Origin of the sequence: Streptomonospora sp. PA3 (assembly GCF_009728995.1) — a bacterium.
GTDB lineage: Bacteria > Actinomycetota > Actinomycetes > Streptosporangiales > Streptosporangiaceae > Streptomonospora.
The window spans coordinates 506,653-532,834 of record NZ_VTZW01000019.1 but is presented as its reverse complement, the minus strand read 5'-3'; the positions used below and the strand labels follow the sequence as shown (position 1 = coordinate 532,834).

The 26,182-nt window shown below is 73.6% G+C and carries 23 protein-coding genes; 10 read left to right on the top strand and 13 right to left on the bottom strand.

What is annotated here, in order from left to right:
- Positions 1-21 precede the first annotated feature (21 nt).
- Together FZ103_RS21600 and FZ103_RS21595 are read left to right on the top strand one after the other, a co-directional pair.
- Complete coding sequence (locus tag FZ103_RS21600; protein WP_222936813.1) at positions 22-1,251, top strand: Xaa-Pro peptidase family protein; 1,230 nt, start codon at positions 22-24, stop codon at positions 1,249-1,251.
- Positions 1,252-1,378: 127 nt separating this feature from the next.
- The gene (locus FZ103_RS21595; protein WP_186356644.1) at positions 1,379-2,635 is read left to right on the top strand and encodes an FAD-dependent oxidoreductase; all 1,257 of its coding nucleotides are present in this window, start codon (positions 1,379-1,381) and stop codon (positions 2,633-2,635) included.
- A gap of 54 nt (positions 2,636-2,689) precedes the next feature.
- Here the strand turns inward: FZ103_RS21595 and FZ103_RS21590 are convergent, their stop codons facing one another.
- From FZ103_RS21590 to FZ103_RS21580, 3 genes are read right to left on the bottom strand one after another with little or no spacing between them, the layout of a single operon-like run.
- Positions 2,690-4,309: an ABC transporter permease gene (locus FZ103_RS21590; protein ID WP_156003647.1), complete on the bottom strand. Its 1,620-nt coding sequence runs from the start codon at positions 4,307-4,309 to the stop codon at positions 2,690-2,692.
- Positions 4,306-5,229: an ABC transporter ATP-binding protein gene (locus FZ103_RS21585; RefSeq protein ID WP_156003646.1), complete on the bottom strand. Its 924-nt coding sequence runs from the start codon at positions 5,227-5,229 to the stop codon at positions 4,306-4,308. The genes FZ103_RS21590 and FZ103_RS21585 overlap by 4 nt, the downstream gene beginning before the upstream one ends.
- Positions 5,213-5,920, bottom strand: a complete 708-nt coding sequence (locus FZ103_RS21580; RefSeq protein WP_186356642.1) for a TetR/AcrR family transcriptional regulator — start codon at positions 5,918-5,920, stop codon at positions 5,213-5,215. Before FZ103_RS21580 ends, FZ103_RS21585 begins: the two co-directional genes overlap by 17 nt.
- 316 nt (positions 5,921-6,236) lie before the next feature.
- On the opposite strand from FZ103_RS21580, the gene FZ103_RS21575 reads away from it, so the two are divergent.
- Positions 6,237-6,920 carry a sulfotransferase family protein gene (locus FZ103_RS21575; RefSeq protein WP_343233640.1) on the top strand — a complete coding sequence of 228 codons (684 nt, stop codon included), beginning with the start codon at positions 6,237-6,239 and terminating at the stop codon, positions 6,918-6,920.
- Positions 6,921-6,971: 51 nt separating this feature from the next.
- On the opposite strand, the gene FZ103_RS21570 is transcribed toward FZ103_RS21575, so the two are convergent.
- Positions 6,972-8,804, bottom strand: a complete 1,833-nt coding sequence (locus FZ103_RS21570) for an amidohydrolase (protein ID WP_156003645.1) — start codon at positions 8,802-8,804, stop codon at positions 6,972-6,974.
- A gap of 265 nt (positions 8,805-9,069) precedes the next feature.
- On the opposite strand from FZ103_RS21570, the gene FZ103_RS21565 reads away from it, so the two are divergent.
- From FZ103_RS21565 to FZ103_RS21545, 5 genes are all read left to right on the top strand, one after another.
- Complete coding sequence (locus FZ103_RS21565; RefSeq protein ID WP_222936812.1) at positions 9,070-9,834, top strand: MoaF C-terminal domain-containing protein; 765 nt, start codon at positions 9,070-9,072, stop codon at positions 9,832-9,834.
- 34 nt (positions 9,835-9,868) lie between these two features.
- Entirely contained in the window at positions 9,869-11,326 is a 1,458-nt protein-coding gene (locus FZ103_RS21560) for an APC family permease (RefSeq protein ID WP_156003643.1), read from the top strand.
- Complete coding sequence (locus tag FZ103_RS21555; protein ID WP_156003642.1) at positions 11,323-12,096, top strand: SDR family NAD(P)-dependent oxidoreductase; 774 nt, start codon at positions 11,323-11,325, stop codon at positions 12,094-12,096. The genes FZ103_RS21560 and FZ103_RS21555 overlap by 4 nt, the downstream gene beginning before the upstream one ends.
- A 19-nt stretch (positions 12,097-12,115) precedes the next feature.
- On the top strand, positions 12,116-12,883 hold the full coding sequence (locus tag FZ103_RS21550) for an SDR family oxidoreductase (protein WP_186356641.1): 768 nt from the start codon (positions 12,116-12,118) through the stop codon (positions 12,881-12,883).
- Positions 12,884-13,002: 119 nt separating this feature from the next.
- Positions 13,003-14,409: an aldehyde dehydrogenase family protein gene (locus tag FZ103_RS21545; RefSeq protein ID WP_156003641.1), complete on the top strand. Its 1,407-nt coding sequence runs from the start codon at positions 13,003-13,005 to the stop codon at positions 14,407-14,409.
- Positions 14,410-14,624: 215 nt separating this feature from the next.
- Here FZ103_RS21545 and FZ103_RS21540 read toward each other — a convergent pair whose 3' ends face one another.
- Positions 14,625-16,607, bottom strand: a complete 1,983-nt coding sequence (locus FZ103_RS21540) for a primary-amine oxidase (RefSeq protein ID WP_156003640.1) — start codon at positions 16,605-16,607, stop codon at positions 14,625-14,627.
- Between the two features lie 274 nt (positions 16,608-16,881).
- Between FZ103_RS21540 and FZ103_RS21535 the strand changes: the two genes are divergently transcribed.
- Positions 16,882-17,922, top strand: coding sequence for a helix-turn-helix domain-containing protein (locus tag FZ103_RS21535; RefSeq protein ID WP_255430183.1), 1,041 nt, complete (start codon positions 16,882-16,884; stop codon positions 17,920-17,922).
- Positions 17,923-18,000: 78 nt separating this feature from the next.
- Here the strand turns inward: FZ103_RS21535 and aztD are convergent, their stop codons facing one another.
- The 4 genes from aztD to aztB form a co-directional block, all read right to left on the bottom strand.
- On the bottom strand, positions 18,001-19,188 hold the full coding sequence (gene aztD / locus FZ103_RS21530) for a zinc metallochaperone AztD (protein WP_156003639.1): 1,188 nt from the start codon (positions 19,186-19,188) through the stop codon (positions 18,001-18,003).
- Between the two features lie 103 nt (positions 19,189-19,291).
- The gene (aztC, locus tag FZ103_RS21525) at positions 19,292-20,233 is read right to left on the bottom strand and encodes a zinc ABC transporter substrate-binding protein AztC (RefSeq protein WP_255430182.1); all 942 of its coding nucleotides are present in this window, start codon (positions 20,231-20,233) and stop codon (positions 19,292-19,294) included.
- Between the two features lie 5 nt (positions 20,234-20,238).
- Positions 20,239-21,438: a hypothetical protein gene (locus tag FZ103_RS21520; protein ID WP_156003637.1), complete on the bottom strand. Its 1,200-nt coding sequence runs from the start codon at positions 21,436-21,438 to the stop codon at positions 20,239-20,241.
- Positions 21,435-22,328: a zinc ABC transporter permease AztB gene (gene aztB / locus FZ103_RS21515; protein WP_156003636.1), complete on the bottom strand. Its 894-nt coding sequence runs from the start codon at positions 22,326-22,328 to the stop codon at positions 21,435-21,437. The genes FZ103_RS21520 and aztB overlap by 4 nt, the downstream gene beginning before the upstream one ends.
- A 58-nt stretch (positions 22,329-22,386) precedes the next feature.
- On the opposite strand from aztB, the gene aztA reads away from it, so the two are divergent.
- Positions 22,387-23,031, top strand: coding sequence for a zinc ABC transporter ATP-binding protein AztA (gene aztA / locus FZ103_RS21510; protein WP_156003635.1), 645 nt, complete (start codon positions 22,387-22,389; stop codon positions 23,029-23,031).
- 164 nt (positions 23,032-23,195) lie between these two features.
- Here the strand turns inward: aztA and FZ103_RS21505 are convergent, their stop codons facing one another.
- The 4 genes from FZ103_RS21505 to FZ103_RS21490 all read right to left on the bottom strand — a co-directional run bounded on the left by FZ103_RS21505 (position 23,196) and on the right by FZ103_RS21490 (position 26,137).
- Positions 23,196-23,795 carry a CE1759 family FMN reductase gene (locus tag FZ103_RS21505; RefSeq protein WP_156003634.1) on the bottom strand — a complete coding sequence of 200 codons (600 nt, stop codon included), beginning with the start codon at positions 23,793-23,795 and terminating at the stop codon, positions 23,196-23,198.
- Positions 23,792-24,889 carry an LLM class flavin-dependent oxidoreductase gene (locus FZ103_RS21500; protein WP_156003633.1) on the bottom strand — a complete coding sequence of 366 codons (1,098 nt, stop codon included), beginning with the start codon at positions 24,887-24,889 and terminating at the stop codon, positions 23,792-23,794. Before FZ103_RS21500 ends, FZ103_RS21505 begins: the two co-directional genes overlap by 4 nt.
- A gap of 85 nt (positions 24,890-24,974) precedes the next feature.
- The gene (locus tag FZ103_RS21495) at positions 24,975-25,502 is read right to left on the bottom strand and encodes a MarR family winged helix-turn-helix transcriptional regulator (protein WP_156003632.1); all 528 of its coding nucleotides are present in this window, start codon (positions 25,500-25,502) and stop codon (positions 24,975-24,977) included.
- Between the two features lie 173 nt (positions 25,503-25,675).
- Positions 25,676-26,137 (bottom strand): Lrp/AsnC family transcriptional regulator, encoded by a 462-nt coding sequence (locus FZ103_RS21490; protein WP_255430181.1) that lies wholly within the window; start codon positions 26,135-26,137, stop codon positions 25,676-25,678.
- Positions 26,138-26,182: the final 45 nt, after the last annotated feature.

Genomic DNA, 26,182 nt, shown 5'->3' with positions numbered 1-26,182 from the left:
ATGGGCCGCGAGCAGCGATCGGTGCCCCGGCCGGATATCGCCGGACTCGGTGCGGCGGCGGATCCGGCGTGGCTCACCGCGAAGACCGCCGCGGCGGTGACCGCGGCCGAGCCGCGCCCCTTCTCCGATGCCGAGTACCGGAATCGGCTGGAGGCGGTCCGGCGCCGGATGGCCGAGGCGGCGCTGGACGCGATGGTGGTCTTCCGCCCCTCCAGCGTCGAGTACCTGTGCGGCTACAACACGGCCGAGACGGCTCCCCAGCCGCTGCTGGTGACCGGGTCCCACACCTGCCTTTACGTACCCGACCTGGAGGTGGGCCGAGCGCTCGCCGGCTCCCGCGTCGGGCGCATCCGCTTCGTGGGCTACGCCGACGCGCTGCGGAGCCTGGGGATGTTCCTCGACCACGCCGCAGGGCTGCTGCCGCCGGGGGCGCGCGTGGGGATCGAGGCCGGCCACGCCTCCACGCCGCCGCAGGCGGTGGAGATCCTGCGCGCCCGCGGGGTGGCCGTCGTCGACCCGGACCACCTCGTCGAACGCGTCAGGCTGGTGCTCTCCGACGCCGAGATCGGCTGTATCGAAACGGCCGCGCTGGCCACCCGGGCGGGCACCGACGCGGCCGCCGCCGAAGCCCGCAAGCCCGGCGCCACCGACTCCTCGGTCGCCGCCGCGATCGCCGCGGCCCTCTTCCGCAACGCCGATTCCCCGTCGGCGTGGGGACCGGTGGTGGCCACCGGGGAGCGTGCGGGCATCCCGCACTCCAGTTGGGTGAACCGGCGGCTGGGCGCCGGTCCGACGTTCCTGGAGTTCGCCGGCGCCCACCGGCGCTACCACGCGCCGGTCATGCGGACCCTGGCGGCGGGCGCGCTCTCCCCCGGCGACCGGCGCCTGGCCGAGTTGGCGCGCACCGCGCTCGCCGCGGTGCTGGAGTCGGCCAAACCCGGAGTCGAGTGCTCCCGCGTCGCCGACCACGCGGCGCGGGCCGTGGGCCGGCTGCCCGAGGATGTGGTGTTCCACCGGCTCTACGGCTATCCGGTCGGGCTGGCGCACAAGCCGCACTGGATGGACGGCGCCCCCTTCTACATCACCCGGGACAACCACGAGCCCCTGCAGCGCGGGATGGTCTTCCACGTGCCGGCGTCGTTCCGGTCCTTCGGCCGCTCGGGCGTCGGGCTCAGCCAGACGTTCGTGGTGGAGGAGCACGGCGCCCGGGTGCTGACCCACGGCCCGGCCGAGATCATCGAGGTGGGATGACGCGCGGCGCGGGGCAGCGGACGCCGGCTGCGGCGGCGCGGCACAGCGGAGTCCGCGCCGGGGCGGTCGGCTCGCGGAACCGCTCGGAGCAGCCGTGCCCGCAGCGCAGCGCGGAAGCGGAGGCGGGGTGAACACAGGACGGGAGCCGGAGCACGTCGCCGTCGTCGGAGCGGGCATGGTCGGCCTGTGTGCCGCCTGGTTCCTGCAGGAACGCGGCGTGCGTGTCACCGTCGTCGATCGATCCCAGACGGCGGCCGGGGCCTCGTGGGGCAACGCCGGACTACTGGCCCCCGCGTTCACGCTGCCGCTGCCCGAACCGGCGATCCTGCGCTCGGGCACGGCTTCCCTGCTCGACCGGTCGTCTCCGGTCTCGGTGCCCCTGATGGGCGGTCGGCAGCTGTGGGCCTTTCTGGCCGCCTTCGCGCGCAACTGCACACCGGCCAGGTGGCGCCGGGCGATGGCCGTCTTCAACGAGCTGAACCGGCTCAGCCTCGACGCCTACGACCTGCTCACCGACGGCGGTGTCGGGGCCCCGGTCAAGCGCGCCGACCCGTTCCTGGTCGCCTGCTCCTCCAGCGCCGAGCGCAAGCACGTCCTCGCCGAGTTCGCCGCGGTGCGCGCAGGGGGAGGCGAGGTCTCCTACGAACTCGCCACCGGTGCGGAGCTGCGCGCCTTGGAACCGGTGCTCAGCGCAGAGGTGCGGGCGGGCCTGCGCGTGCACGGCCAGCGCTTCCTGAACCCGCCCGAGTTCGTCCACGCGTTGGCCGGCGCCGTCCGCGATCGCGGCGGCGAGATCGTCGACGGATTCGACGCGGTCCGCGTGCAGGATCTCCGAACCGACGGCGTCGACCTGGTGGCGGTCGGCGGAGAGCGGTTGCGGGCCGACGCGGCCGTCCTCGCCAACGGCGTTCGAGTGGGAGCCCTGGCCCGCCCCTTCGGAGTCCGCACCCGCGTCCAGGCCGGGCGCGGCTACAGCTTCAGCGTCCTGCCGCAGGAGATGCCGACTCGCCCAATGTACTTCCCGGGTGCGCGAGTGGCGTGCAACCCGCTGGGGGACCGGTTCCGCATCACCGGGATGATGGAGTTCCAGCGCGACGACGCCCCGCTGGACCCGCGGCGCATCCGCACGATCATCGACGCGGTGCGCCCGATGCTCTCCGGCGTGGACTTCACCGCCCGCCGGGAGGAGTGGGTCGGCTCGCGCCCCTGCACCCCCGACGGGCTGCCGCTGATCGGCCGGACCTCCTCGCCCCGCGTGCACGTCGCCGGCGGACACGGCATGTGGGGCATCGTGCTCGGCCCTCTGACGGGCCGACTGCTCGCCGAGTCCATGACCACCGGCCGCACCCCCGCACTGATGCGCCACTTCGATCCGCTGCGCTAGCCGGGGCGCCCGCGTTCAGCGGCGGCGCGGGGGCAGAGCGGTCCGGGGTGTCCTTCAGGCGAGGAGGTCGCGGCGGTGGAGGCCGGCCAGGCCCGCCGCGCACAGGCCGGCCGCCAGCGCGGTGAGGGCCGCCAGGGTGGTGGCACCGGGCGTGCCGAAGAACGGCAGGACGTGGGCGAACGGCGAGAACGTCCGGAACAGCCAGTCCGGCCAGCCCAGGTGCTGGCCGAACTCCACGGTGAGCGCGACGACCAGCGCACCGTAGCCCGCGACGGGAGCGGCGCGGCCCGCCAGGCCGCAGGCGGCCATGGCGACTCCCACCAGAACCCATACCGCCGGGATGAGGCGGGCGGTGGTCGCGAGCATGGCGGCCGCATCGCCCGTGCCGGCGCCGAAGCACAGGCCCACCACCACCAGCAGCACCGCCGGCACGGCAAGGGCCGCCGCGAGGTGTCCGGCGGCCCACCGCAAGCGGCCGACCGGCGTGGACAGCAGCAGGGCGGCGTGCCCGTCGGTCTCCTCAGCTCGGATCCGCAGCACGATCTGGATCGCGTAGAGGCTGATGGGGAACACGGTGGTAAAGGCGATGTAGACGAACAGGACGTCGCCACGGTCGCCGGAGCCCATCGCCGCGGCCCATTCGGCCAGCTGGTCGCTCGCGGCGTACTGGTCCATGCTCGCCGTGCCGGCCAGCGCCGTGGGCAGGCAGACGGCGGCCGTCGCCGCCACCCACACCAGCGCCATCGTCCGGTGCAGCCGCCAGGCCAGCCCGAACGGGCCGCCCGGCCCGCGCCGCGCGGTGCCGGTGCCGTGCCGCGCAGCCGGCACCCCCGATCCCAGGTCGCGGCGCTCGCCCAGGAGGGCCGCGACCCGCACCAGGATCACGACCAGGGCCGCCACCAGGAGGAACGGCCACCAGCGGTCCCCGGCGAAGGGCTGGGTCCGCTGCAGCCAGCCGTTGGGGGTCAGCCACCCCAGCCACGTCAGGCCGGGCCCGCCGAGGCCGGAGATTCCGCGCACGAAGTGCAGCGCGACGAACAGCGAGAACGCGCCGACCGAGGCAGCGCGCGGGTCGGCGGTCACCTGGGCCGCCACGGCCGCCATCGCGGCCGAAACCCACACCGCGCTGCCGACCACCAGACCGAAGATCAGCGACCCGGCGGCGGGCATGGCGGAGGCGATCATCGTCGCGCTGGTGAGCACCGCCAGCAGCGCGCCCGCCGCGAACACGACGCCCAGGGCCGCGGCCAGCGGAGCGTGCCGGCCCACCGCCGCCGAACCCACCAGCTCGCGCCGGCCCGCCTGCTCGTCGGTGCGGGTGTGGCGCACCACGAAGATCACCGCGCCGAGCGCCGCGAAGAGGGTCGCGGCGCCGAACGACTCCTGCACCAGCAGCGCGTCGATGCCGGTGCCGTAGGCGGGCCCCTGGAACAGCAGGTACATCGGGACCTCGACCATGACCTGGTCGTAGCGCTCCTGGCGGGCCTCCGCGGTCGGGTACAGGGACGCATAGGTGCCGCCGGCCCGGGCGGCGGCGACCCCCCAGCTCAGCAGCAGCCACACGGCGAGCACGACCCGGTCGCGCCGCAGCAGCAGCCGGGCCAGCGTGCCCGTTCCGGCCAGGCGGTTCCCGGTTGCGGTGGCGGCTCGCGGGGCGAGCACGGCGGGGCTCACCGGGCCACCGCGTTGCGGCCGCCGCCCTGACCGGCCGGCTCGGCGCGGTAGTGGCGCAGGAACAGCTCTTCGAGCGTGGGCGGCTGCACGGTGAGGTCGAGGAGCCCCAGCGCGTGGAGGTGCGCCACGACCTCGCCGATCCGGCCGGTATCGACCTGGCACCGCACGCGGCGGCCCTCGATTCGCAGGTCGTGCGCGCCGTCCAGGCCCTCCAGCCCGCTCGGTGCGGCGGCGAGCTCCGCCGAGACCGATGACCGGGTGAGGTGGCGCAGCTCGGACAGGGTGCCGGCCTCGACCGTCGAGCCCTCGCGGATGATGGTCACCCGGTCGCACACCGCCTCGACCTCGCCGAGGATGTGGCTGGAGAGCAGGACGGTGCGGCCCTTGGCGCGCTCCTCGGCGACGCACTCGCGAAAGACCGCCTCCATCAGCGGGTCCAGTCCCGAGGTCGGTTCGTCGAGCAGCAGCAGCTCGGCCTCGCCGGCCAGGGCAGCGATGAGCGCCACCTTCTGCCGGTTGCCGGTGGAGTAGGCGCGGCACTTCTTGCGCGGGTCGAGGTCGAAGCGCTGCACGAGCTCGTCGCGGCGCCGGCGGTCGGCTCGGCCGCGCAGGCGCCCCAGCAGGTCGATCACCTCGCCGCCGGTGAGGCCGGGCCACAGGGTCACGTCGCCGGGGACGTAGGCCAGGCGGCGGTGCAGCTCCACCGCCCGGTGCCAGGGGTCCTCGCCGAACAACCGCGCCGCGCCGGCCTCCGGGCGGAGGAAGCCCAGCAGGATCCGCAGGGTGGTGGACTTGCCCGCCCCGTTGGGGCCGAGGAAGCCGTGGACCTCGCCCGGCTGGACGGCCATGTCCAGCCCGTCCAGGGCGCGCGTCCTGCCGAAGGTCTTCACGAGCCCGGTGATGTCAATGGTCGCGGTCATCGCCTGGTCCGTTCTGCTGTGCCGCGGAGGTGCCGCGCTGGTAGGTGCGAGCCCCGTCGCGGATGGCCGCGCCGGTGTCGGAGGCCGCGAAGTCGGCCATGGAGGTGTAGACGTCGAACATGGCCAGGCCGATGCGCGCGGAGTTCTCCGCGGCCAGGACATCGGCGCCCATGCGGCGGGAGAGGTGCTCGTGCAGCACGATGGTCGCCTGGTGCATCGCGGCCATCACCGCTGCGGCGTCGCGCGCCCGGTCGGATCCGGGCGGGAAGCGTTCGGGCCAGGTACGGGTCAAAAACACCTCGGCGGTCGCGGCGCCGCTGTCGAAGAACGTCGCGGCCGTGGGGGAGCCGTCGACCATGGCGCGGGCGATGTAGCGCAGGATCAGCGGACTGTGCCGGAACATCCGGGCGAGGAAGTCGGAGTCGGTGATCTCGCCGCCGGCGACCCCCAGGCCGTCCAGGCTGGCGAGGGTGTCGGTGGCGTAGGTGTCGCAGGCCCGCCGCAGGCCGTCCTTGGTGCCGAAATGGTGCTGGACCAGCCCGATCGACACCCCGGCGGCATCGGCGACGCCCCGGAGCGTCGCCGCGGCGTACCCGCGTTCGGCGAACTGCGCGAGCGCGGCGTCCCTGATGCGCGCCCGAGCGGTCAGGTCCTCAGGCGGCCGGTCACCATGCTTGTTTACTGGATCCACGTATTGGATGCTATACGTGTGTATTGCCGGTTGTCCAGGCGTATGGCAGGGCTCCCGCCGGCGGGCGGGTCAGAGGTGCCGCTGAGCGGGTCGCCGGCGCTCCACCGCGGTGTCCCGCAGAGGCTCCCGTGCCCGCCCGCCGGGCGGGGGCCCGGGTCGTCCCGGTCCTCGGCGCTGCCGCGGCCGTGCACGCCAAGGGCGGATGCGGGCGTCCAGCGCCCCCGAGCGGACCCGAACGGAGCGGCCGGGGGACCGGTGGGAGGCTGGCCTTGATCACGCGTGACGCGATCAACACCCACGAGCGGAAGGAACGCGAGTGCTGAAGGTCATCGGAGCAGGACTGCCGCGCACGGGCACGAGTTCGCTCAAGGCCGCACTGGAGCGGCTCGGGTTCGGCCCCTGCTACCACATGTTCGAGCTGATGCGCAATCCCGGGCACATCGAGCGGTGGAAGGCCGCCGTGTCCGATGGGCCGACCGACTGGGACCGGGTCTTCGAGGGCTACCGGGCGGCCGTGGACTTTCCCGCTTCCGTCTTCTGGGAGGAGCTCTCCCGGACCTACCCCGACGCGCCCATCATCCTCACCGTCCGCGATCCGAAGCGCTGGCATGCCAGCGTCAGCAACGCCTTCCCCGACCCCACCGAGGTGGACCCGCAGCAGCTCCCCGAGCCGATGCGGGGCTTCGCCGACCTCATGCCGCTGATCACCGGAGCGGCCGAGGACCGGCTGGGTCTGGGGTGGCGGCCGGGGTCGGCCATGGCCGAGGACGAGGCGGTGCGGATGTTCGAGGCCCACACCGAACGGGTCCGCGCCGCCGCGCCGGCCGACCGCCTCCTGGTGTTCTCCCCCGCCGACGGCTGGGGCCCGCTCTGCGACTTCCTCGGCGTCGAGGCCCCCGCGGACGAGCCCTTCCCCCACCTCAACGACACCGAGACGATGCGGCGCATGTTCGCCGCCATGCAGGAGTCCGACACGGTCGTCAGCCCCTTCGACAGCTGAGTCCGCCCCCGGCCGCCCTCCGACCGCCCCGCCGCGAGCCTCCCGGGGTACTCAGACGTCGCAGCAGCCGGTGCTCATGTACCTCGCGAGCCCGCTCGCCGCCGACGCGGGCGAGGCGGTCGGAGCGGGCGCGTCGTTGGAGGCGTCGTAGACCACCTCGCCGCCGACGACGGTCATCGAGACAGGGATGTCCACGATGTCCTCCGCCGGCGTGTCCAGCAGGTCGCCGTCGAGAACCGCGAGGTCGGCCGCCATGCCCTCGGCGAGCGTGCCCTTCCAGTCCTCGGCGCGGTCCTGCCACGCGCCGGCGGTCGTGTAGGTCGCCAGGGCCTCTTCGAGGCCGATGATCTGATCGGCGCCGAACACCTCGCCGGTCGCCAAACTCTTGCGCGTCAGCATCGCGGCCAGTCCCGCGCGGAAGTCCGGGACGCCGACCACGGGGGCGTCGGAAGCGCTGCCCACCGAGATGCCCAGGTCGAGCGCGCTGCGGTAGGGCCACTGGTAGTCCGTGCGCTCCCGGCCGATCACATCGACCAGTTGGTGGGAGAGGGAGCGCTTGATCTGGGGGTTGAAGCTCACCGGGAATCCGGCCTCGGCCATGCGCTCCAGGTCTTCGGGAGTCGTCAGGTCGCCGTGGATGATGTAGTGGCGCAGGCCCTTGCCGCCGAATTCGGCGACCGCGGCCTGGTAGGCGTCCAGCGCCGCCGCGATCGCGCGATCGCCGGTGGCGTGCGAGCCCACTTGGAATCCCAGTTCGTGCGCGGTCATCACCTGCTCGTGCAGGGTGGCGAGCTGCTCCTCCAGGGAGTCTCCGGGAAGAACCGGGGCACCGGTGCCGCCGCCGACATAGGGCTCGGACAACCAGGCGGTCCGCGCCTGCGTGGGCACCCCGTCGACACGGACCTTGACCTGGCTGACGTTCAGCCAGGCCGGGTCCGTCTCGATCCCGCGTACCCCCACCAGCGCCTCGCGGAGATCGGGGGTGCCCGCCGAGATCATGACAGTCACCCGCTGCCGGATGTCGCCCGAGCCCTGCAGGTCGCGGTAGAGACTGACCATCTCGGGAGCGACTCCGGCGTCGGTGATCGAGGTGATGCCCTGCCGGTGCATGATGTCGACGGCCATGCGCATGCCCTGGCGCCGCTCCTCCTCGGTGAAAGGGGGGACGCTGACGAGGCCGGCGGCTCCCTCCAGCAGCAGGCCGGTCGGCTCGCCGTCGCCGTCCTTGACGATCTCGCCTCCGGGTGGCGCCTCGGTGTCGCGGGTGATGCCGCTGATTTCCAGCGCCTTGGAGTTCACCCAGAGGGCGTGCCCGGACCATTCGCGCAGGGCGGCCGGATGGTTCGGGGAGACCTCGTCGATGTCGTGCCGGGTGGGGTAGCGGCCCTCTGCGAGATACCCCTGGTCCCAGCCGAAGCCGCGGATCCATTCCCCCGGCTCCTTGCTCCGGGCGGCCTCGGCGACGAGGTCGCGGATCTCGGCGATGGAGCTCACCGCGTCGCGGCTGAGATCGAGAGTGAGCGGCGGCTGGTTCGTCCCCAGCCCCATCGGGTGGAAGTGCGCGTCGTTGACACCCGGGATGACCGTCCGGCCGCGGAGGTTGACGACCTCGGTCCGCGCGTTGGTGAAGCGCCGCAACTGAGAGTCGCTACCGACCGCCTGCACCACGCCGTCCTTGACGGCGACGGCTTCGGCGGGCGCGAAGCCGCCGTCCATGGTCACGACCCTGCCGTTGTGCAGCAGCAGGTCCGCCTTGCCGCGCCCGCCGGCGCGGCCGGGGTGCGCCGCCGCCGCGGACGCACCGCCGAGTGCCCCGAGCGCCATCCCGGCGCCGGCGCCTTGCAGGAACCTGCGGCGCCGGATGCTCCTCGGTCGTTCCGTCATGGTGGCCTCCCATGCCGAGGGGGTTCTCATGGCGCCGTGCGGGCCATGAACGATCGGCACGCATCCTGTGCTCGGGCCGGCCCCGGCGTCTTGCACCCGGCTGCGGCGTGCTTGTCCCTGAGCGCGGACCGCAGGTCACCGTGCCGTCGCCGGGCGGGAAGCGCACTGGTGGACAAGACGCCTGCGCGCTCGTCCTAGACCCTGCCGACAGGGCTCCCGCATCGTGAACGGATCCGGCTCCACCACTCGATGACACGGAATGCCCATGGACGGCTCATTCATCCCGGTCGGGGCACTCGGCGCGGAGTTCTCCCCCGAGGGCGACCTCCTCGACGCGACCACCGACCTCGACGGCCAGAGGCTCCCCCTGCACCTCGATGCCCCGATCACGCTGCGCATCGCCGACGGCCGCGCCTCGTGGGGCCCGCACGCCGACGTCGGAGTGCGGGTGACCTCCATCCGCCCCGGCGTCTACCTCGTCGACGGCGCCGCGGGCGGGGTGTCCACGACGTTCGTCCTGGACCTCGACACCGGAGCCGCCACCCGCGTCGAGGGCCGGCTGCCCGACGCCGAAGCGCGGCGGGAGCCCGCCTACGCCCGGATCCAGCGGGGCGCGGATCCGACGGGCGTGACCGCGCGCATCGTCCACGGCGGCATCGGCGGCCCGGCCGCAGCCCCCCACGCACCGACGACGGCGCTCGTCGGGCTGCGCAACAGGTACACCTACTCGCCCAGCGAGGTCTACGAGCACATCTACCTCACCCCGGACCTGTACACCTGGCACTGCCTGAGCGGCGCCGAAGCCGGCCTCGCCGACACCGACCGGTGCCACCACGCCGCCATCCGGAACAGGCTGTCCCTCTTCGTCTGGCGCGAGAAGCTCGTGCCGACCCTCGGCCTGCTCCTCATCGACCTCGACGGCATGCGCACCGACGGAAAGATCTTCGGCAACGAGGGCTTCGACGCCGACTCGACCGTGAACTTCCCCGTCGGTGCACGCGCAGAGGTCCTCAACGTCACCGCACACTGACGCCGCGGCGTCCTGACCGGCAAGGGATCAGACTTTGTCCCCCACCCCAGAAACGAGACTGCGGGGGTACCTCGGCGTCCCGGGGATCGTGTTCCTCGTCCTGGCCGCCGTCGCACCCCTGACCGGCATCATCGTCATCGGCGGGATCAACCTCGCCGTGGGCGCCGGCGGCGGTACGCCCGTGATGTTCCTCCTCGCCACGGCCGTGTTCCTGCTCTTCGCCGTCGGGTACGCCCAAATGGCCAAACGCCTGGTGAACGCCGGCGGGTTCTACGCCTACGTGGTGCGCGGCACCGGGCGCCTGCCGGGCCTGGTGGGCGCCTTCATGGCGCTGGTCGGCTACAACTGCTTCGTCGCCGGAGCCGTCGGCGCCAGCGGGTTCTTCACCTCCTTCGTCTTCGCCGAAGTCTTCGGCCTGGCACTGCCGTGGTGGGTCTGGAGCCTGACCTCGGTCGCGGCCGTGTGGCTGCTGACGCGCAGCGGCATCGACCTCTCGGCGAAGGTGCTCGGTGTCGCCCTGGTCCTCGAAGTCGCGATCCTGATCGTCCTCGACGCCGCCATCCTCGTCACGACCGGCTATTCCTTCGAGCCGTTCCTGCCCGAGGTCTTCCTGGGGGGCTCGCTGGGGCTCGGGCTGCTCTTCGCGGCGAACGCGTTCGTCGGTTTCGAGGCGACCGGGCTGTTCGGGGAGGAGGCGCGCGACCCGAAGCGCACGATCCCGCGCGCCACCTACATCGCGATCACCTTCATCGGCGTGTTCGCCGCCATCACCACCTGGGCGATCGTCTCCGCCCTCGGCGCGCGCGACACCCAGGAGACGGCTCTGCGGCACCTCGGCGCCGGGGACCTGGTCTTCGTCGTCTCCACGGAGTATCTCGGCGAGGGCCTGACCAACGTGATGCTGCTGTTGCTCGTGGTGAGCCTCTTCGCGGCGCTGCTCGCGCTGCACAACGCCGCCACCCGCTACCTGTACGCGCTGGGCCGCGTCGGCGTCCTGCCGCGGCCGCTGTCGTACACCCGCCCCAAGACCGGGGCACCGGTGATCGCCTCGACCGCGCAGCTCGTCTTCGCCACGGTCGTGGCCATGGTCCATGCGGTCGCCGGCCTCGACCCGGTCGCCAACCTCGTCGCGGCCTTCACCGGCATCGGCACCCTGGGGATCATCGTGCTGCAGGCGATCGCCGCGACCGCGATCGTGGTGCACTTCCGGCGGATCAAGGACCCGCGCCTGCTCACCACCTTCGTCCTTCCGCTCATCGGCGGGGCGGGGCTGTGGGCCGTCACCGTCCTCGCCTTCGCCAACTTCCCCGACCTCGCGGGCAGCGACAGCCCGGTGATCGCCCTGCTCCCCTGGCTGCTGCCGATCGCCGCCGTCCTCGCCGCCGCCCTCGGGTACTGGCTGCGCTCGTCCAGGCCCCGGGTGTGGGACTCCCTCGATCAGGACCTCGATCGCGTCGCCCCCGGCCCGGCGGCAGCGGAGGCGGCCGAATGAGCGCCTACCTGGTCACCGGCGGCGGCACCGGGATCGGGGCCGCGATCGCCGCCCGCCTGGCCGCAGACGGCGGCGACGTGGTCATCGTCGGTCGGCGGCGCGCACCGCTGGAGGAGGTCGCCGCGACGCACCCGCGTATCGCCGCGGTGGCCGCCGACGCCGCGGACGGCGCAGCCATGCGCCGCGTGGTCGAGGGCATCGGCGAAAGCTACGGGAGCCTCGACGGCGTCGTCGCGAACGCGGGAGGGCACGGCTACGAGACCATCGGCGGCACCGATGACGAGGCCTGGCGCGCGAGCCTGGAGGCGAACCTGACGACCGCGTTCGTCACCGCCCGCGAGGCCCTGGGCGGTCTGCAGGAGTCGCGGGGGAGCATCGTGGTCGTCTCCTCGCTCTCAGGATTGCGGGCGGCACCGCAGACGGCCGGCTACACGGTCGGCAAGCACGCGCTGCTCGGGCTCGTGCGGTCGCTGGCGCGCGACTACGGGCCCCGGGTGCGGGCCAACGCCGTGTGTCCGGGCTGGGTCCGCACGCCGATGGCCGACGAGGAGATGCGGGTTCTCGTGGACAGCGGGGGCGCGGCCGACATCGACGCCGCCTATGCCGCCGTGACGCGCGACGTGCCCCTGGCCCGGCCCGCCGCGGCGGAGGAGATCGCCGGCGCCGCGGCGTTCCTGCTCGGTCCCGACGCCGGCTACGTCAACGGTGCCACCCTCGTGGTCGACGGCGGTGCGCACATCGTCGACGTCCCCACGCTGGCGTTCGGCTGACGGGCACCGGGAGGCCACTGTGAGCTCCGCATCAGCAGACCTCGACGGCGCCGTCGTCCTCGTCACGGGGGCGGCGGGCGGTATCGGCGCCGCCGTCGCCCGCCGGGCGGCGGATCGGGGGGCGACACCGGTGCTGCTGGACCGCGACGGTGCCGGCGCCCAGGACCAGGCGGATGCGCTGTCCACCGGGCGGGGGACCCCGGCCGTGGCGATCACCGCGGACGTCGCGGACGAGGCGTCGGTGCGTTCAGCCGTCGCCACGGCGCTCCGGCGCCTTGGCCGCATCGACGCCGTCGCCCACTGCGCCGGGATCTCCGGCCCGGTGGGCAGCCCGCTGGAACAGGTCTTGCTCGCGGACTGGCAGCGGGTCTTCGCCGTGAACGCCACCGGCGCCTACCTGACGCTGAAGCACACCCTCGCGGCGCTGCGCCGCTCGTCCCGCGGTGCCGCGGTGCTGGTCGCCAGCGATTCCGCGTTCGTCGCCGCTCCGGGGATGGTGCCCTACTGCGCGTCGAAGGCCGCCGTGGTCCAGCTCGCGCGGGCCCTCTCGGTGGAGACGGCCGGGGAGGTGCGGGTCAACGCCGTCTGCCCGTCCGTGGTGGACACGCCGATGAGCCGCGGCGACCTCGACCGCGGCGACTTCACCGGCGCGGACTACCCCGTCCACCGGCCCGAGGACATCGCCGAGCACGTGCTGTTCCTCGTGTCCCCCGCCGCCGTCGGCGTCCACGGCACGGCGCTGGCCGTGGACTTCGGCTACTCCGCGCGATCGGCGTTTCCCGCGTGAGGCGCATGCGTCCACGGGGGCCGCCGCGCCCGCCCCGGCGCTTTCCCGCCCCCGCCCCGCCCGCGCTCGGGCCCGGCCCGGCACGGACCGTCGAGACGACACAGAGGTGAGACAGGACCATGGAGACCTACGAGAGCCTGCTGGCCGCCGTTGCGGCGGCGGACGGCGGCCGACCGGTAGTCGACCCCGCCACGGACCGGGTGCTCGGCCGGGCGCCGGAACGCGGCACCGGTGATCTCGAACAGGCCGTCGCCGCGGCTCGCGCGGCCCAGCCCGACTGGGAGGCGCTGGGCCACCAGGAGCGCTCCCGGCTGCTGAACGCCGCGGCCGACGCCGTCGACCGGTCGGCCGAGGCGCTGGCGCAGCTCATCACCCGAGAGCAGGGCAAGCCGCTCAACGGCCCGGGCAGCCGGTTCGAGGCGGGCGGGGTGGCGGCCTGGCTGCGCGCCACCGCCGCGACCCCCCTCGAACCGGTGCGGGTGCTCGACGACGAGTCCGGGCAGGCGACCCTGGGCTACCGGGCCGCCGGCCTGGTCGGCGCCATCGGACCGTGGAACTGGCCGGCGCTCATCGCCACCTGGCAGCTGGCCCCGGCCCTGCGCATGGGCAACACCGTCGTGATGAAGCCTTCGGAGCACACGCCCCTGTCGGTGCTGGCCCTCGCCGCGATCGTCAACCGGGTGCTGCCCGAGGGCGTGCTGACGGTGCTGCCCGGAGGCGGGGACCTCGGCGCCGCGATGGCGGCCCATCCGGCGTTCGACAAGCTGATGTTCACCGGTTCCACCCGCACAGGCAAGGCGATCACCTCAGCGAGCGCCGGACATCTGCCGCGGCTCACGCTGGAGCTGGGCGGCAACGACCCGGGGATCGTGCTCGCGGACGCGGATCCGGCCGCGATCGCCGAGGACCTGTTCTGGGGCGCCTTCATCAACACGGGGCAGACCTGCGCCGCGCTCAAGCGCCTGTACGTGCACGAATCCCTCCACGGCGAGGTCGTCGACGCACTCGCCGACATGGCGGTCCGGACGCCCATGGGACCGGGAACCGACGAGAAGAGCCTGCTGGGGCCGCTCACCACCGCCGCGCAGTTCGGGATCGTCGACGACCTCGTGGAGCAGGCCAAAGCCGCGGGCGGGCGACTGGTCACCGGAGGCGATCCCGACCGGGACGCTGCGGGCAACTTTTATCCGACCACCCTCGTCACCGGCCTGGGCGACGAGGCGCCGCTCGTCGCCCAGGAGCAGTTCGGACCGGCGCTGCCGATCGTCGCCTACTCCGACCTCGACGCGGCGATCGCCCAGGCGAACGCGCTCGACGTGGGACTGGGCGCGTCGGTCTGGTCCGGCGACGCGGAGCGGGCCAAGCAGGTGGCCGCGCGCATCGAGGCGGGCACCGTCTGGATCAACAAGCACGGCACGGTGCACCCCATGGTGCCGTTCGGGGGCGTCAAGGGTTCGGGCTACGGGCTGGAGTTCGGCGCGGAAGGGCTCAAGTCGGTCGCGGTGCCGCAGGTGATCGCGACCTGACCCCAGTGGGTTCGCCCGCCCGCCCGCACGGCCGCCGCACCCCCGCGCGAGAGGGGCGCGGTGCCGCGCGGGCGGGCGCCTGGCCGCGAGCAGGCATGCCGGCGCGCGAACCGGCGGCGGCGCTCGGCCGTGACGCCGCGCGCTCCACCGCCGGGGAAGGGCCGCACGCCGCGACGGGCCCCGGTCCGTGCGGCCCCGCGTCTACCGCGCCGGCGTCACGAGCAGCACTCGCCGCCGTGCGTGCCGACCTCCCGGCTGCTGCGGGTCGACCAGTCGGGCAGGTCGAGCGCCGGATTGGCGTCGAGGAAGCCGTGCGGCTTGAGCCAGAAGCCCGCGTAGTCGACCGGCATGACCGGCCAGTCCTCGGGCCGGGGGATGTGGGTCAGGCCGAAGGTGTGCCACAGGACGACGTCGGCGTCGGTGAGGGGCCGGTCGGCCCGGGTCCAGCGTCCGAGGCCGTCGCCCGCGTGCTGGTTCGGGTAGTCGCCGGCCGGGAAGCGTTCGGCCGGGTCGTAGGCGGTCGCCCACAGGTGGTGGCGTGCGAATTCGGCGCGGTTGGCGGCCGAGGAGCCCGGCTGTGCCATGAGCCGGGGGCCCGGCATCGGCGTGAGCTGGTAGGAGGTGGGTCTGCCGACGGCGTTGCGCCGGTGCGCGCTGGTGACGTACCACCGGCGCCCGGTCTCGCTGTCGGCGTCGCGCACGGCCTGCGACTCGCGTGCCAGCCGGCTGCGCTCGTAGGTGAAGGCGTTGCCGTGCGGGTTCTGCGGCCCGGTGGGGACGGCGACGAGGTTCTCCTCCTCGACCGAGTTCGCCTGCCCGTCGACGGACATGTCCAGGCGCGCGCAGAAGAGGTGCTGGTGCACCGGGCCGATGATGCCCGGGGCGATTTCGGGGGCGTGGGAGTTCTCGGTGCCCGGCTCGGCGGCGCCGGCGAACACGATGCCCGTCGCCTTGGTCTCCAACTGGATCGAACCGTCGAGGTAGAAGTACCAGAAGAAGCCGTAGTCGTAGTTGCCGACGGTGGCGAAGTAGGAGATCACCAGGCGGCGCGAGCGGCGGACCTGGGAGGGTTCCCCGGGTTCCGTGTGCTTCCAGAGGATCCCGTAGTCCTCTTCGTGCATGCACACGGCGTGCGGGATCGGCATCGGGTCGCCGCGGTCGTCGGCGACCACGGCGTCGAAGTAGGTGATCTCGCCGAGGCAGTCGCAGCCGAGCTTGAGCGAGTTGGCGTTCTTGCCGAGGGAGTACTCCCCGGCGTCGAAGTAGCTGATCCAGAAGCGCGGCGGCGCGGGATCGCCGTAGGGCACCACCATCTCGGGCACCGAGGCCCGGTACACGACCGGGCGGTCCTCCCCGCCGTCGCGGAAGGTGATCCGGTTCAGAACCAGGCCCTCTTGGGCGTTGAAGCCGATCCGCAGGGTCCAGTTCTCCCACCGGACGCGGGTGCCCTCCACGGAGAAGGAGGGGCCCTCGGGCTGGGTGATCTCCAGGGGCTTGAGGGAGGTGCGGGCGGGACCGGTGCGCTCGGGCGTGTAGTCCCAGTCGTCCCAGGGCACGGGAGCGTCGCCGTCGTCCTCGAGGCGCACCACCTCGCCAGCGGTGAGGTCGACGTGCGCGACGACGCCCTCGACGGGGTGCGCCCACGGGTTGTCGCCCGCATGGCGGCGGTGGAAGGTCAGCGACCGCATCATGCGCCGGCCCGCCCCGCCCTCCTCGGGGAAGAACCCGGGAGCCAGCGGCGTGACGAAGGTGTGGGTCGTGTCGGTGATGCCGCGGCGGGCCATCGCGGCCTGCCAGCGGGGGTCGGCCTTCACGATCTCGGCGGCCCGGTCGTACTCCTCGAAAAGATAGGGGGGCTGCCCGTAGGGAGGTTCCGCCGTCGGGAGCTCCCGCACGGAGGTGACGGTGCCGGCGGTGACGGACACGACGGCTTCGCGGACCCGCCCGGTCCCGGTCTCGAGCAGGGTCGCGACCACGCTGCGGTCGAAGTCGTCGGAGCCGGGGCGGTGGGCCAGGACGGCCTGCTTGTCGGGCTCGACCGGCAGCAGCCGCGGGAACCGGGTGGTCTCCTCCACCAGGCCCCGGCGGACGAGGATCTCCCGAGCCGCCCTGATCTCCGCGGCCGTGAGCATGTCGAGGGGGTGTGTCACCCCGAAGGACGACGGCGCAGCGCCGGTCGGGGTGGTTTCCGTCGTCAAGGATCCCTCCTTTGCGAACCCGGGCCGCGGGCCGGGCGGCGCCGTCGGCTTCCGCGCGCCGGACGTGTGCGGGCGCGCCCCTGCGCCGGGGCCGGGCCGGACCCCGGCGCGGGCCCGTGTAGCGGGAACATACCGGGCACACCGAGCGCGGCCCCAGCACCCGAGCAGGATCGGGCACCCAGAATCAAGCGCGCTGCGCGCTGCGACAAGGCCGCCGGAGAACCCCCGCCGCCCGGCCCCGCAGGGGTGGACCAGCCGGATGATTCTGATCATCATGGGTGTCTCAGCCCACGCGACGGGAGCAGCGATGCGCTACAGCACCAGCGGTGTCGCGGACACACCCGGCCGGCCGTTCGATCTGGAGGTGTGGAGATCCACGGTCGCACGCACCGTCGTGCCGTTGGAGATCGAGGAGCTCGGCGACGTCACGTTCCAGGGCCGCCTCTCCCGGACCGTGGTCGAGGACGTCTCCCTGTTCGAGATGGTGGCGACGCCCCATATGGTGCGGCGCACCCCCGACCTCATCGCCGACGACGAGCCCCGGTTCTACAAGCTGAGCCTCCAGCTGGCCGGTTCGATGGTCCTTGAGCAGGACGGCCGCACCGCCGAGCTGCGGCCGGGCGACCTGGCCATCTACGACACCCACCGGCCGTACACGCTGGCGTTCCCCGAGGCCAACCAGGCCATGGTCATCATGTTTCCGCACGAGCTCGTGGATCTGCCGCGCGACGAGGTCGCTCGGGTCACCGCGACGTGCTTTCCCAGCGACGCCGGGCTGGCGCGGGTGATCAACCCGTTCTTCGTCGAGCTGGGGCGCAACATGGACCAGCTGGCCGGGCCGCACGCCACCCGGCTGGTCCACTCGGGTCTGGACCTGCTCGTCACCATGCTTTCGCAGGAGCTGCACCGCCGCTTGGGCCCCGTGGCCAATCCGGCCCGGAGTCTGGCGCGCGAGGTGCGCGAGTACATCCTCGACCACCTCGGCGACCTCGATCTGACGCCCGCGAGCCTCGCCCGCGCCCATTTCATCTCGACTCGGCACCTCTACACCATCTTCTCGGCCGAGGGGCAGACGGTATCGGCGTGGATCCGCAGTCGGCGCCTGGAGCGGATCCGCCGCGACCTGGGTGATCCGCTGTTCGCCGACCGCCCCGTCTCATGGGTCGCGGGCCGCTGGGGCCTGTCCGACGCCGCGCACTTCAGCCGGCTGTTCAAGGCCGAGTTCGGCGAGTCCCCGACGAGCTACCGGGAGCGGATCCTCGGCGCCCGCCGCGGCCGAGCGGCCGAGATACCCCAGCAGTCTCCGCCACGGTGAGGTTCCGGGAGCGGTGGAGGCACCCGGCCGCCCGGGCCGCCCCGGGCGGCCGGGGAGCCCGGGGCGGCCGCGAGCGGATCAGCCCGCCGCCACCCCGGTGATCTCGTTGGGGGCCGCGGGAAGCCGGGTCTGCGCCCGCACGTCGCCGGATTCCGGGTCGACGGCGTAGAGCCGCCGCTCACCGGGGTCGGTCACATAGGCGGTGCCTGCGCGCACGAACAGCGTGGGGCGGGGCTGCTGCCACTCCAGGGGTTCCGTCCACTCGCCGATGACCGGGAACGAGTCGGTGACCTCGGCCGACTCGGGATCGACGACGTGCAGCGCGCCGTCGGTGCCCAGCACCAGCCCTTCCCCGCCGGGGCCGCGCCCCAGCGAGCGGAAGCTGTAACTGGTGCCCAGGTCGACGAGGCGCAGGTCGCGGCTGCGGGTGTCGATCACCGAGACCCGTTCGGGCCGCTCCAGTTCCGCGTCGGGATCGGTCTTGTAGTCGCCCAGCACGTAGGGCGACTCCTCATGCCCGGCCTGGTTGCCGATGCGCCCGTAGTCGTCGGGGCTGTCGATCTTGCTCAGTTCGCCATCGGAGTAGACCAGCACGCCGTCCTCGCAGCCGAAGAGCAGGGCTCCGCCCGCGGCGGCGGCCTCGCCGTGCACCCCGGGGCACTGCCCGCTGCCGCCGATCTCCCTGCGGTCGGCGTCGAGGATCCGCACCCCGGTGCGCTGCTCCTCGTCGCCGCGGGTCACCGCCATCTCGCCGTTGCCCAGGACCACGGCGACCCCGTGGTGGGCGTGCTCGGTGGTGTAGGTCTCGGTCGGCGGAAGGCCGTCGCCGAGGTCGTCGGGGTCGAAGACGGTGACCTCGCCGGTGCCGTCGGCGAAGAGGACGGTCTTTCCGGCGTGGCGAACCACGTGGCCGGGCTCGGACGCCGCGAACTCCACGTCGGTCAGCCGCGCCGCCCGCGCGTCGAGCACGCGGAACCCCGTCGACGTCGACACGAGCACGTGCCGCCCGTCCCCGGCCGGGTTGAGCCGGTTGAAGCCCTTGAGCGGAATGTCGGCCACGACGTCGAGCGATTCGCCGTCGATGACGTAGACGCCGCCGTCGTAGGTGGCGACGAGGGCGTCGGTGACCTCGGCCGCGGCGGATCCGGACGGCTCGGGGGCGCCGCCCGCGCCGCCGCAGGCGGTCGCGGCCAGGCCGAGCGCCGCCAGGGTGGACAGCGCCGCCAGGCTGCGCCGGCGGCCCGTCCACGGGGAGACCTGCACCATGGTTTCACTTCCGTTCTCGATCGGGGCGGGGGACCGGCCGGTCCCCCGCCGGAGGGGGTGGGGCGGGTGCGCACCGGGGGAGGGGCGCAGCGGGGGCAGGGGCTCAGGCGCCGAGGGCGTCGGCGATGGCGCCGTGGTTGTAGCGGGTCATCTCCAGGTAGGTCCCGGCCTGTCCGCTCGGTGGGGTGAGGGATTCGGAGAACAGGGACACGACCTCGACGTCGAGGCCGGCCTCTTCGGCCAGCGCGCGGGCGAGGCGGTCGGGCCGGGAGGAGTCGGCGAAGACCGCCGGCACGCCCGCCTCGGCGACCGCGTCGGCCAGCGACTTCAGGTCCGCGCTGCTCGGGGAGGCCAGGGTGCTGCCGCTGGGGACGACCGCCCCGATCACCTCGAAGCCGTAGCGCTGGGCGAAGTAGCCGAAGACGTGGTGGTTGGTGACGAGCTCGCGGCGCTCGCCGGGGATGGCGGCGAACCGCTCCTCGGCCGCGCGGTGCAGGTCGGCCACCCGCTCCCGGTACGCCTCGGCGTTGGCGCGGACCTGCGCCGCGTCGACGCCGCCGACCTGCTCGACCACCGCGTCGGCGATGAGGTCGACCGCCCTGCCGACCCGGACGGGGTCGGTCCAGAAGTGCGGGTCGGGCTGCCCGGCGGTCTCCCCTTCGGCGTAGTCGACGGGGTCGACGCGCGCGGCCGCTTCGAGGCCGGCCGCACCGGCCTCCTCGGCGGCGCGCACGTTGCGCAGCACGCCCTCCTCCAGGCCCAGGCCGTTGTAGACGAGCAGTTCGGCCGACTCCAACGTGGCGGCCTGGCGTGCGGACAGGGCGAAGGAGTGCGGATCGGCGTTGGGCGGCATGAGGACGGTGACGTCGGCCTCGCCGCCGACGACGTTGCGGGTGATGTCGCCGAGGATGTTGGTGGTGACGACGATTCCGGAGCGCTCGCCGCCCAGGGCCGCGCAGCCGGAGAGGGCCGCGGGCAGCAGCAGGGTGAGCAGGGCCGCCAGGAGGGCGCCGGCGCGCCGGGGGATGCGGGACTGCGCCGGCATCGCGCTCACCATCCCGTCTCGACCATGAGGTCGGGGCTGAAGCCCAGCTCGAAGGTGCGGGCGAGGCGGAGGTCGTCGTTGTAGTCGATCTCGTAGACCGCGTCGGCCGCGGGATCGTTGACGTAGGCGCGGCCGGTGTCGATGCGCACGGCCGGCTCGCCGCCGCGGTCGCCGGGCGGGTCCATCAGCGCGGTCTCGGCCGTCTGCTCGCCCGAAGCGGGGTCGTAGGCGCGCAGCGTTCCGTCCGCGCCGAGGACGAGCACCGGCATGTCCGGTCCCGCCGCGCTGACCGCGAGGGCCGGGGCGGTCTCGATGAAGGTCCACGCGGCGGCGTCGGTGTCGAGCACCCAGACGCCCTCGTCGCCCGCTGCTCCGGCCAGCACGGAGGAGCCCGGGCGGTGGTGGAGCGAGGAGGCGGGGCGGGCGCGGTCGCCGCCGCCGGGGTAGGGGATCGCGGCGGCCTCCAGCGACGCCCCGGTGCCGGTCAGCAGCAGGGCGCCGTCGGCGCAGGTGAGGACCGCGCCGCGCCGGGTGAGGGCCGGGTCCCGCGGCTCGGGGCAGCGCTGGGCGATGCCGGGTTCGGCGGGGTCGCCGCCGCGGTCGAGCACGTCGACCGATCCGTCGGGGCGGGCGATGACCAGCCGCTCGCCGTAGGCTGCGGCGGTGCCGCCGCCCGGGACCGCCGCCGTGCTGATCCGCCCCTGCTCCAGGGCGGAGCGGTCGAGGACGGCCACGCCGTCGTCCGCCGAGAGCGCGGTGACCGCCGGGTCGCCCGCCGCGTGCAGGCCGGCGCCCGCATCGACCTCGCCGAGGAGTTGCGCCCGGGTGCGGTAGTAGTGCCGGTGGTCGCCGTGGTCCACCGTCCAGGTGCCGCTGTCCAGCACGGTCGCGGAGCCGCCGGTGCCGAGGTAGGCGAACCGGCCGTCGGTCGCCGCCTCGCGGACGCCGGGAACGCGGCCGACTCCGGTCGTCTCGGCGGTGGCCGGGTCGAGCACGTGCAGCGCGCCGTCGGCCGTGTCGGCCAGAACCAGGCGCCACTGCGGCTCCGCGGACTCCTGCGCGCCGTCGACGTAGCCGTGCGGCGCGGACGCCGCCTGTCCTGCCGGATCCTCCCGCGCGGGCGCGCCGCCCGCACCGCACCCGGCGGCCAGCAGGCCCCCGGCCGCGCAGGCGAGGACCGCCTTGGTCCCGCTGCCGATCGTCATGGTGTGAACTCCTGCTCCTTCTTCGGCGCCCGGTCGGGCGCGTCGGGGGTCGAGGGCTGCTCCGCGCGGGCCGGTCGGCAATCACGCAGGCCGGCGGCCAGGGCGGAGAGGAAGAAGAGGGCGACCGCGATCGCGGCGACGGTCGCGCCCGCCGCGGTGCCCAGGTGCCAGGAGGCGAGCAGGCCGGTGAAGGTCGCCGCCGACCCCAGCACCGCGGCGCCGAGCATGATCGCCGGGATCCCGCGTGCCCACAGCGCCATGGCGGCCGGGGGCGCGATCAGCAGTCCGAAGACCAGCAGGGTGCCCACCACGTGGAAGGACGCGACGACCGCGAGCGTGACCAGGCCGAGCATGGCGGCGTGCGCCAGGCGCGGGCGCAGCCCCAGCGTGGCGGCCTTGCGGGGGTCGAACGCCAGGGCGACGAAGGCGCGGTGGCCCAGGAGGGAGACGGCCGCGGCGCACACGGCGGCGCCGCCGAGCACGGCGAGGTCCCGCGGCCGCACGGCCAGCACGTCGCCGAAGAGGAACCCGGTCAAATCCACCGCGAAGGACGGCGAGTAGGACACGATGATCACACCGAGCGAGAGCATCCAGACGAACAGCAGCCCGATGCCGGTGTCCTGGGACAGGCGCGACCACCGGGTGACGGCGGTGACACCCAGGGCCATGACGACGGCGCTCAGTGCCCCGCCCGCGAACAGGCTGCCGCCCAGCAGCGAGGCCAGGGCCACGCCCGGCAGCATCCCGTGCGACATCGCGTCGCCGAGGAACGCCATGCCGCGCAGCACCACCCAGGTCCCGGCCAGGGCGCAGGTCGCCGAGACCAGGAGCCCGGCCCACAGTGCCCGCGCGACGAAGGACACCTGGAAGGGATCGGTCAGCCACTCCATGCCGGAGACTGTAGTATGAAAATGATTATCGTTGTCAATCGGGGGTGTCCGAGCAGCTATGGACGAACACACGTCGGCCGCCGTCGAACTGCGCGGCGTGGCCGCCGCCTACGGCTCGCAGACAGTGCTGCGGGACGTCACCGCCGCCATCCCCGCCCACCGCGTGACCGCGCTCCTCGGCCCCAACGGATCGGGGAAGTCGACCCTGCTGGGCGTGGTCGCCGGGGTGCACGCCCCCTCGCGCGGCGACGTGCGGCGGTTCCACCGGGAGCGGCCGGCCCTGGTGGTCCAGCGCAGCGCCGTCCCCGACGCGCTGCCGGTCACCGTCGCCGACACGGTCGCCATGGGCCGGTGGGCCCATCGCGGGCCGTGGCGGAGGGCCACCGCCGCCGACCGCGCCATCGTCGAGGCGTGCATGGAGCGCCTGGGGATCGCCGGCCTGGCCGCCCGCCGCCTCGGATCCCTCTCCGGGGGCCAGCGGCAGCGGGCGCTGATCGCGCAGGGGCTCGCCCAGCGCTCCGACCTGCTGCTGCTCGACGAACCCTCCACCGGCCTGGACGACTCGGCCCGCCAGGCCGTGCTGGACATCCTGGGCGGCCTTCGCGCGCAGGGGGCGACCGTCGTCTTCGCCACGCACGACACCGAGGCCGCTCAGGCCGCCGACCACCGCCTGCACCTGCGCGACGGCGTTCTCCGCCCCTGACCGCAAAGGCGGCCCTGCAGCGCGGTCGCCGCCTCGGCCAGGCCGGCGTAGGCGCGGTGCGTTCTCCGGCGACCCACGCCGGCTCTGCGGGCGCCGTCGACCGGAGCGGATTTTCGCCTGCGGCGGCTACCGCCCCGGCGGGCGGGCCGGGGCGGTAGCCGCCGTCAGCGCGTCGTGGCCTCGTCGAACAGTTGCTCGAACGGCACCGGTTCGGTGAACGGGTCCGCCTTGGCCTGGGCCGGGCGCCGCTGCACGGCCTGGGCGAGTTCGCCCGCTGCGCGGGCGATGCGCTGGTCGAGGCCGGCGTCGCTGCCCCAGTCGCCGCCGGCGGCGAAGACGGCGGTGGGCACGACCTCGGCCCGCAGGTAGGCCATCAGCGGGCGCAGCGCGTACTCGAGCATCAGCGAGTGCCGCTCGGTGCCGCCGGTCGCGCCGAGCAGGACCGGCTTGTCCCGCATCGACTCGGGGTCGACGACGTCGATGAAGGACTTGAACAGGCCGCTGTAGGAGGCGGTGAACGTCGGAGTCACCAGGATCAGCCCGTCGGCCGCGTCGAGCCGGTCCAGCACCTGCCGCATGCGGGCGCCGGGGAATCCGGTGAGCAGGTTGTCGGTGATGTCGTGGGCGTAGTCGCGCAGTTCCACCGCCTCGACCGCCGCGTCGCCGTCCAGCTCGCTGCGGGCGGCCGCGGCCAGCCGGTCGGCCAGCAGTCGGGTGCTGGAGGGGGTGGACAGGCCGGCCGAGACCGCGAGGATGCGGGTCATTCCGTGCTCCCTTCCGTGTTCTGCTGCTGGGCGCGGGCCAGTGACGCGTGAGTGGGCGCCTCGGGGACGTGGGCGGGCTTGCGTGCGGCGAACTCGGAGCGCAGCACGGGGACGACCTCCTCGCCGAGAATGTCGAGCTGTTCGAGCACGGTCTTCAGCGGCAGGCCCGCGTGGTCGATCAGGAACAGCTGGCGCTGGTAGTCGCCCACGTAGTCGCGGAACGTCAGGGTCCGGTCGATGACCTGCTGCGGGCTGCCGACCGTCAGGGGGGTCTCGCGCATGAAGTCCTCCAGCGACGGCCCGCCGCCGTAGACGGGCGCGTCGTCGAAGTAGGGCCGGAACTCCTGGATCGCGTCCTGCGACCTGGCTCGCATGAACACCTGCCCGCCGAGCCCCACGATCGCCTGGTCCGCCCGGCCGTGCCCGTAGTGCTCGAACCGCTGCCGGTAGAGCCCGACCATGCGCCGGGTGTGCTCGGGCGGCCAAAAGATGTGGTTGTGGAAGAAGCCGTCGCCGTAGTAGGCGGCCTGCTCGGCGATCTCCGGGCTGCGAATCGAACCGTGCCACACGAACGGCGGCACCCCCTCCAGCGGGCGCGGCGTGGAGGTGAACCCCTGCAGGGGCGTGCGGAACTTGCCCTCCCAGTCGACCACGTCTTCGCGCCACAGCCGGTACAGCAGGTGGTAGTTCTCGATCGCCAGCGGGATCCCCTGGCGGATGTCCTGGCCGAACCACGGATACACCGGTCCCTGGTTGCCGCGCCCCAGCATCAGGTCCACCCGGCCGCCCGCGAGGTGCTGCAGCATCGCGAAGTCCTCGGCGATCTTGACCGGGTCGTTCGTGGTGATCAGCGTGGTCGAGGTGGACAGGATCAGCCGCCGGGTCCGGGCCGCGACGTAACCGAGCATCGTCGTCGGCGAGGACGGCACGAACGGCGGGTTGTGGTGCTCACCGGTGGCGAAGACGTCCAGCCCCGCTTCCTCGGCCTTCTCCGCGATGGCCACCATCGCCTGGATGCGCTCGGCCTCCGAAGGCGTGCGCCCCGTCGTCGGGTCGGGCGTCACATCGCCGACCGTGAATACTCCGAACTGCATCGTGGCCCCCAATTCCTTCAGATTTGAACAATCCCGGTAACGGAGGCCGGGCAGATGCTATTCCCCGGACGCCGGACGCGGCGGCTCAGCCGTTCCGACCGCCCTGCCCGGCGGTCGGGGGCCCTTGGCCGGATGCCGACGGCGCGTCGGCCGTCGGCCCGTACGCGCCCTGCAGCCGGGACCTGAGGCGGGTGAACACGTCCGCGAGCACGTGCAGTTCGTCCTCGTCGAGATCATCGGTGAACAACCGCCGCACCGTCGCGATGTGGTGGCGGTCCGCCTCCCGCAGCGCCTCCAGGCCGGTGGCGGTCAGCACCGCGTAGCTCACCCGCCGGTCCTCGGGCGAGGTCTGCCGCAGCACCCAGCCGCGTCGCTCCATCACCTTGATCTGATAGGTCAGCCGGCTCGGGGAGAACACCATGCGGGCCGCCAGTTCGCCCATCCGCAGCCGGTGAGCGGGGCACTCCGAGAGAACCAGCAGCACGTTGTAGTCCATCAGGCTCAGCCCGGCGGCCGCCCGCAGGTCCTCGTCGAGCCGGGTCTCCAGCAGCAGGCTCGCCTCGATGTAGGGCCGCCACGCCCGGCTCTGCAGCGAATCCCGCCAGGTCGACATGGGATCCAGGCTACCGATTCGTTCAAACACCGAACTACCGCGGCCGTCCGTCGAGCCGGCTCCGCGCCGGCGACACCGCCTTCGCCGCGGCGGGCCGTGCGGCGCAGTGCCGACGGGCCCGCGCTTCCCGCAGGGAAGCCCGTGGCATTTCCGGGACGTCCGTCGCGCCGGACTCACTCCTCGCCCAGCCGGCGCAGCGGCGTGACGACCGGCCGTCCGAAGATCAGCTGGGTATGGCAGTGCGCCACCTGGGGCAGCACCAGCAGCCGGTCGATGATCAGGGACTGCAGGTGGCCGCTGTCGCGCACGGCGACGTGCACCAGGTAGTCCTGGGCTCCGCTGACGTTGTACAGCGCCGTCGTCTCGGGCAGCCGCCCCACCTGGGCGACGAAGTCCTCCGCGGCCTCGCGGGAGTGGGGGCGCACCTGGACGGCGATGAACGCCTGTTCGGGGCGGCCCAGCCGGGTCGGATCGATGTGGGCGCGGATCGACTCGATGACGCCGGTCTCCCGCAGTTTGCGGATCCGGTGCAGACAGGTGCTGGGGGCCACGCCGACCCGCGCCGCGATGTCCTTGTTGGGGATCGTCGCGTCGTTCTGCAGAATGCCCAGGATCGCCCAATCGATCGAATCCAATTCGGCATTTGGAGCGTTCGCGCTCCTGGATTCCGCCATGCTCGC

What these genes read in the sequence shown, in the direction of transcription:
- FZ103_RS21520 (WP_156003637.1), bottom strand. Translation starts at nt 21,438, where the DNA reads ATGACGATCGGCAGCGGGACCAAGGCGGTCCTCGCCTGCGCGGCCGGG.
- aztD (WP_156003639.1), bottom strand. Translation starts at nt 19,188, where the DNA reads ATGGTGCAGGTCTCCCCGTGGACGGGCCGCCGGCGCAGCCTGGCGGCG.
- FZ103_RS21555 (WP_156003642.1), top strand. Translation starts at nt 11,323, where the DNA reads ATGAGCGCCTACCTGGTCACCGGCGGCGGCACCGGGATCGGGGCCGCG.
- FZ103_RS21585 (WP_156003646.1), bottom strand. Translation starts at nt 5,229, where the DNA reads ATGACCGCGACCATTGACATCACCGGGCTCGTGAAGACCTTCGGCAGG.
- FZ103_RS21495 (WP_156003632.1), bottom strand. Translation starts at nt 25,502, where the DNA reads ATGTCGACCTGGCGGGATTCGCTGCAGAGCCGGGCGTGGCGGCCCTAC.
- FZ103_RS21505 (WP_156003634.1), bottom strand. Translation starts at nt 23,795, where the DNA reads ATGACCCGCATCCTCGCGGTCTCGGCCGGCCTGTCCACCCCCTCCAGC.
- FZ103_RS21545 (WP_156003641.1), top strand. Translation starts at nt 13,003, where the DNA reads ATGGAGACCTACGAGAGCCTGCTGGCCGCCGTTGCGGCGGCGGACGGC.
- aztC (WP_255430182.1), bottom strand. Translation starts at nt 20,233, where the DNA reads ATGCCGGCGCAGTCCCGCATCCCCCGGCGCGCCGGCGCCCTCCTGGCG.
- FZ103_RS21535 (WP_255430183.1), top strand. Translation starts at nt 16,882, where the DNA reads ATGGGTGTCTCAGCCCACGCGACGGGAGCAGCGATGCGCTACAGCACC.
- FZ103_RS21570 (WP_156003645.1), bottom strand. Translation starts at nt 8,804, where the DNA reads ATGACGGAACGACCGAGGAGCATCCGGCGCCGCAGGTTCCTGCAAGGC.
- FZ103_RS21565 (WP_222936812.1), top strand. Translation starts at nt 9,070, where the DNA reads ATGGACGGCTCATTCATCCCGGTCGGGGCACTCGGCGCGGAGTTCTCC.
- aztA (WP_156003635.1), top strand. Translation starts at nt 22,387, where the DNA reads ATGGACGAACACACGTCGGCCGCCGTCGAACTGCGCGGCGTGGCCGCC.
- aztB (WP_156003636.1), bottom strand. Translation starts at nt 22,328, where the DNA reads ATGGAGTGGCTGACCGATCCCTTCCAGGTGTCCTTCGTCGCGCGGGCA.
- FZ103_RS21500 (WP_156003633.1), bottom strand. Translation starts at nt 24,889, where the DNA reads ATGCAGTTCGGAGTATTCACGGTCGGCGATGTGACGCCCGACCCGACG.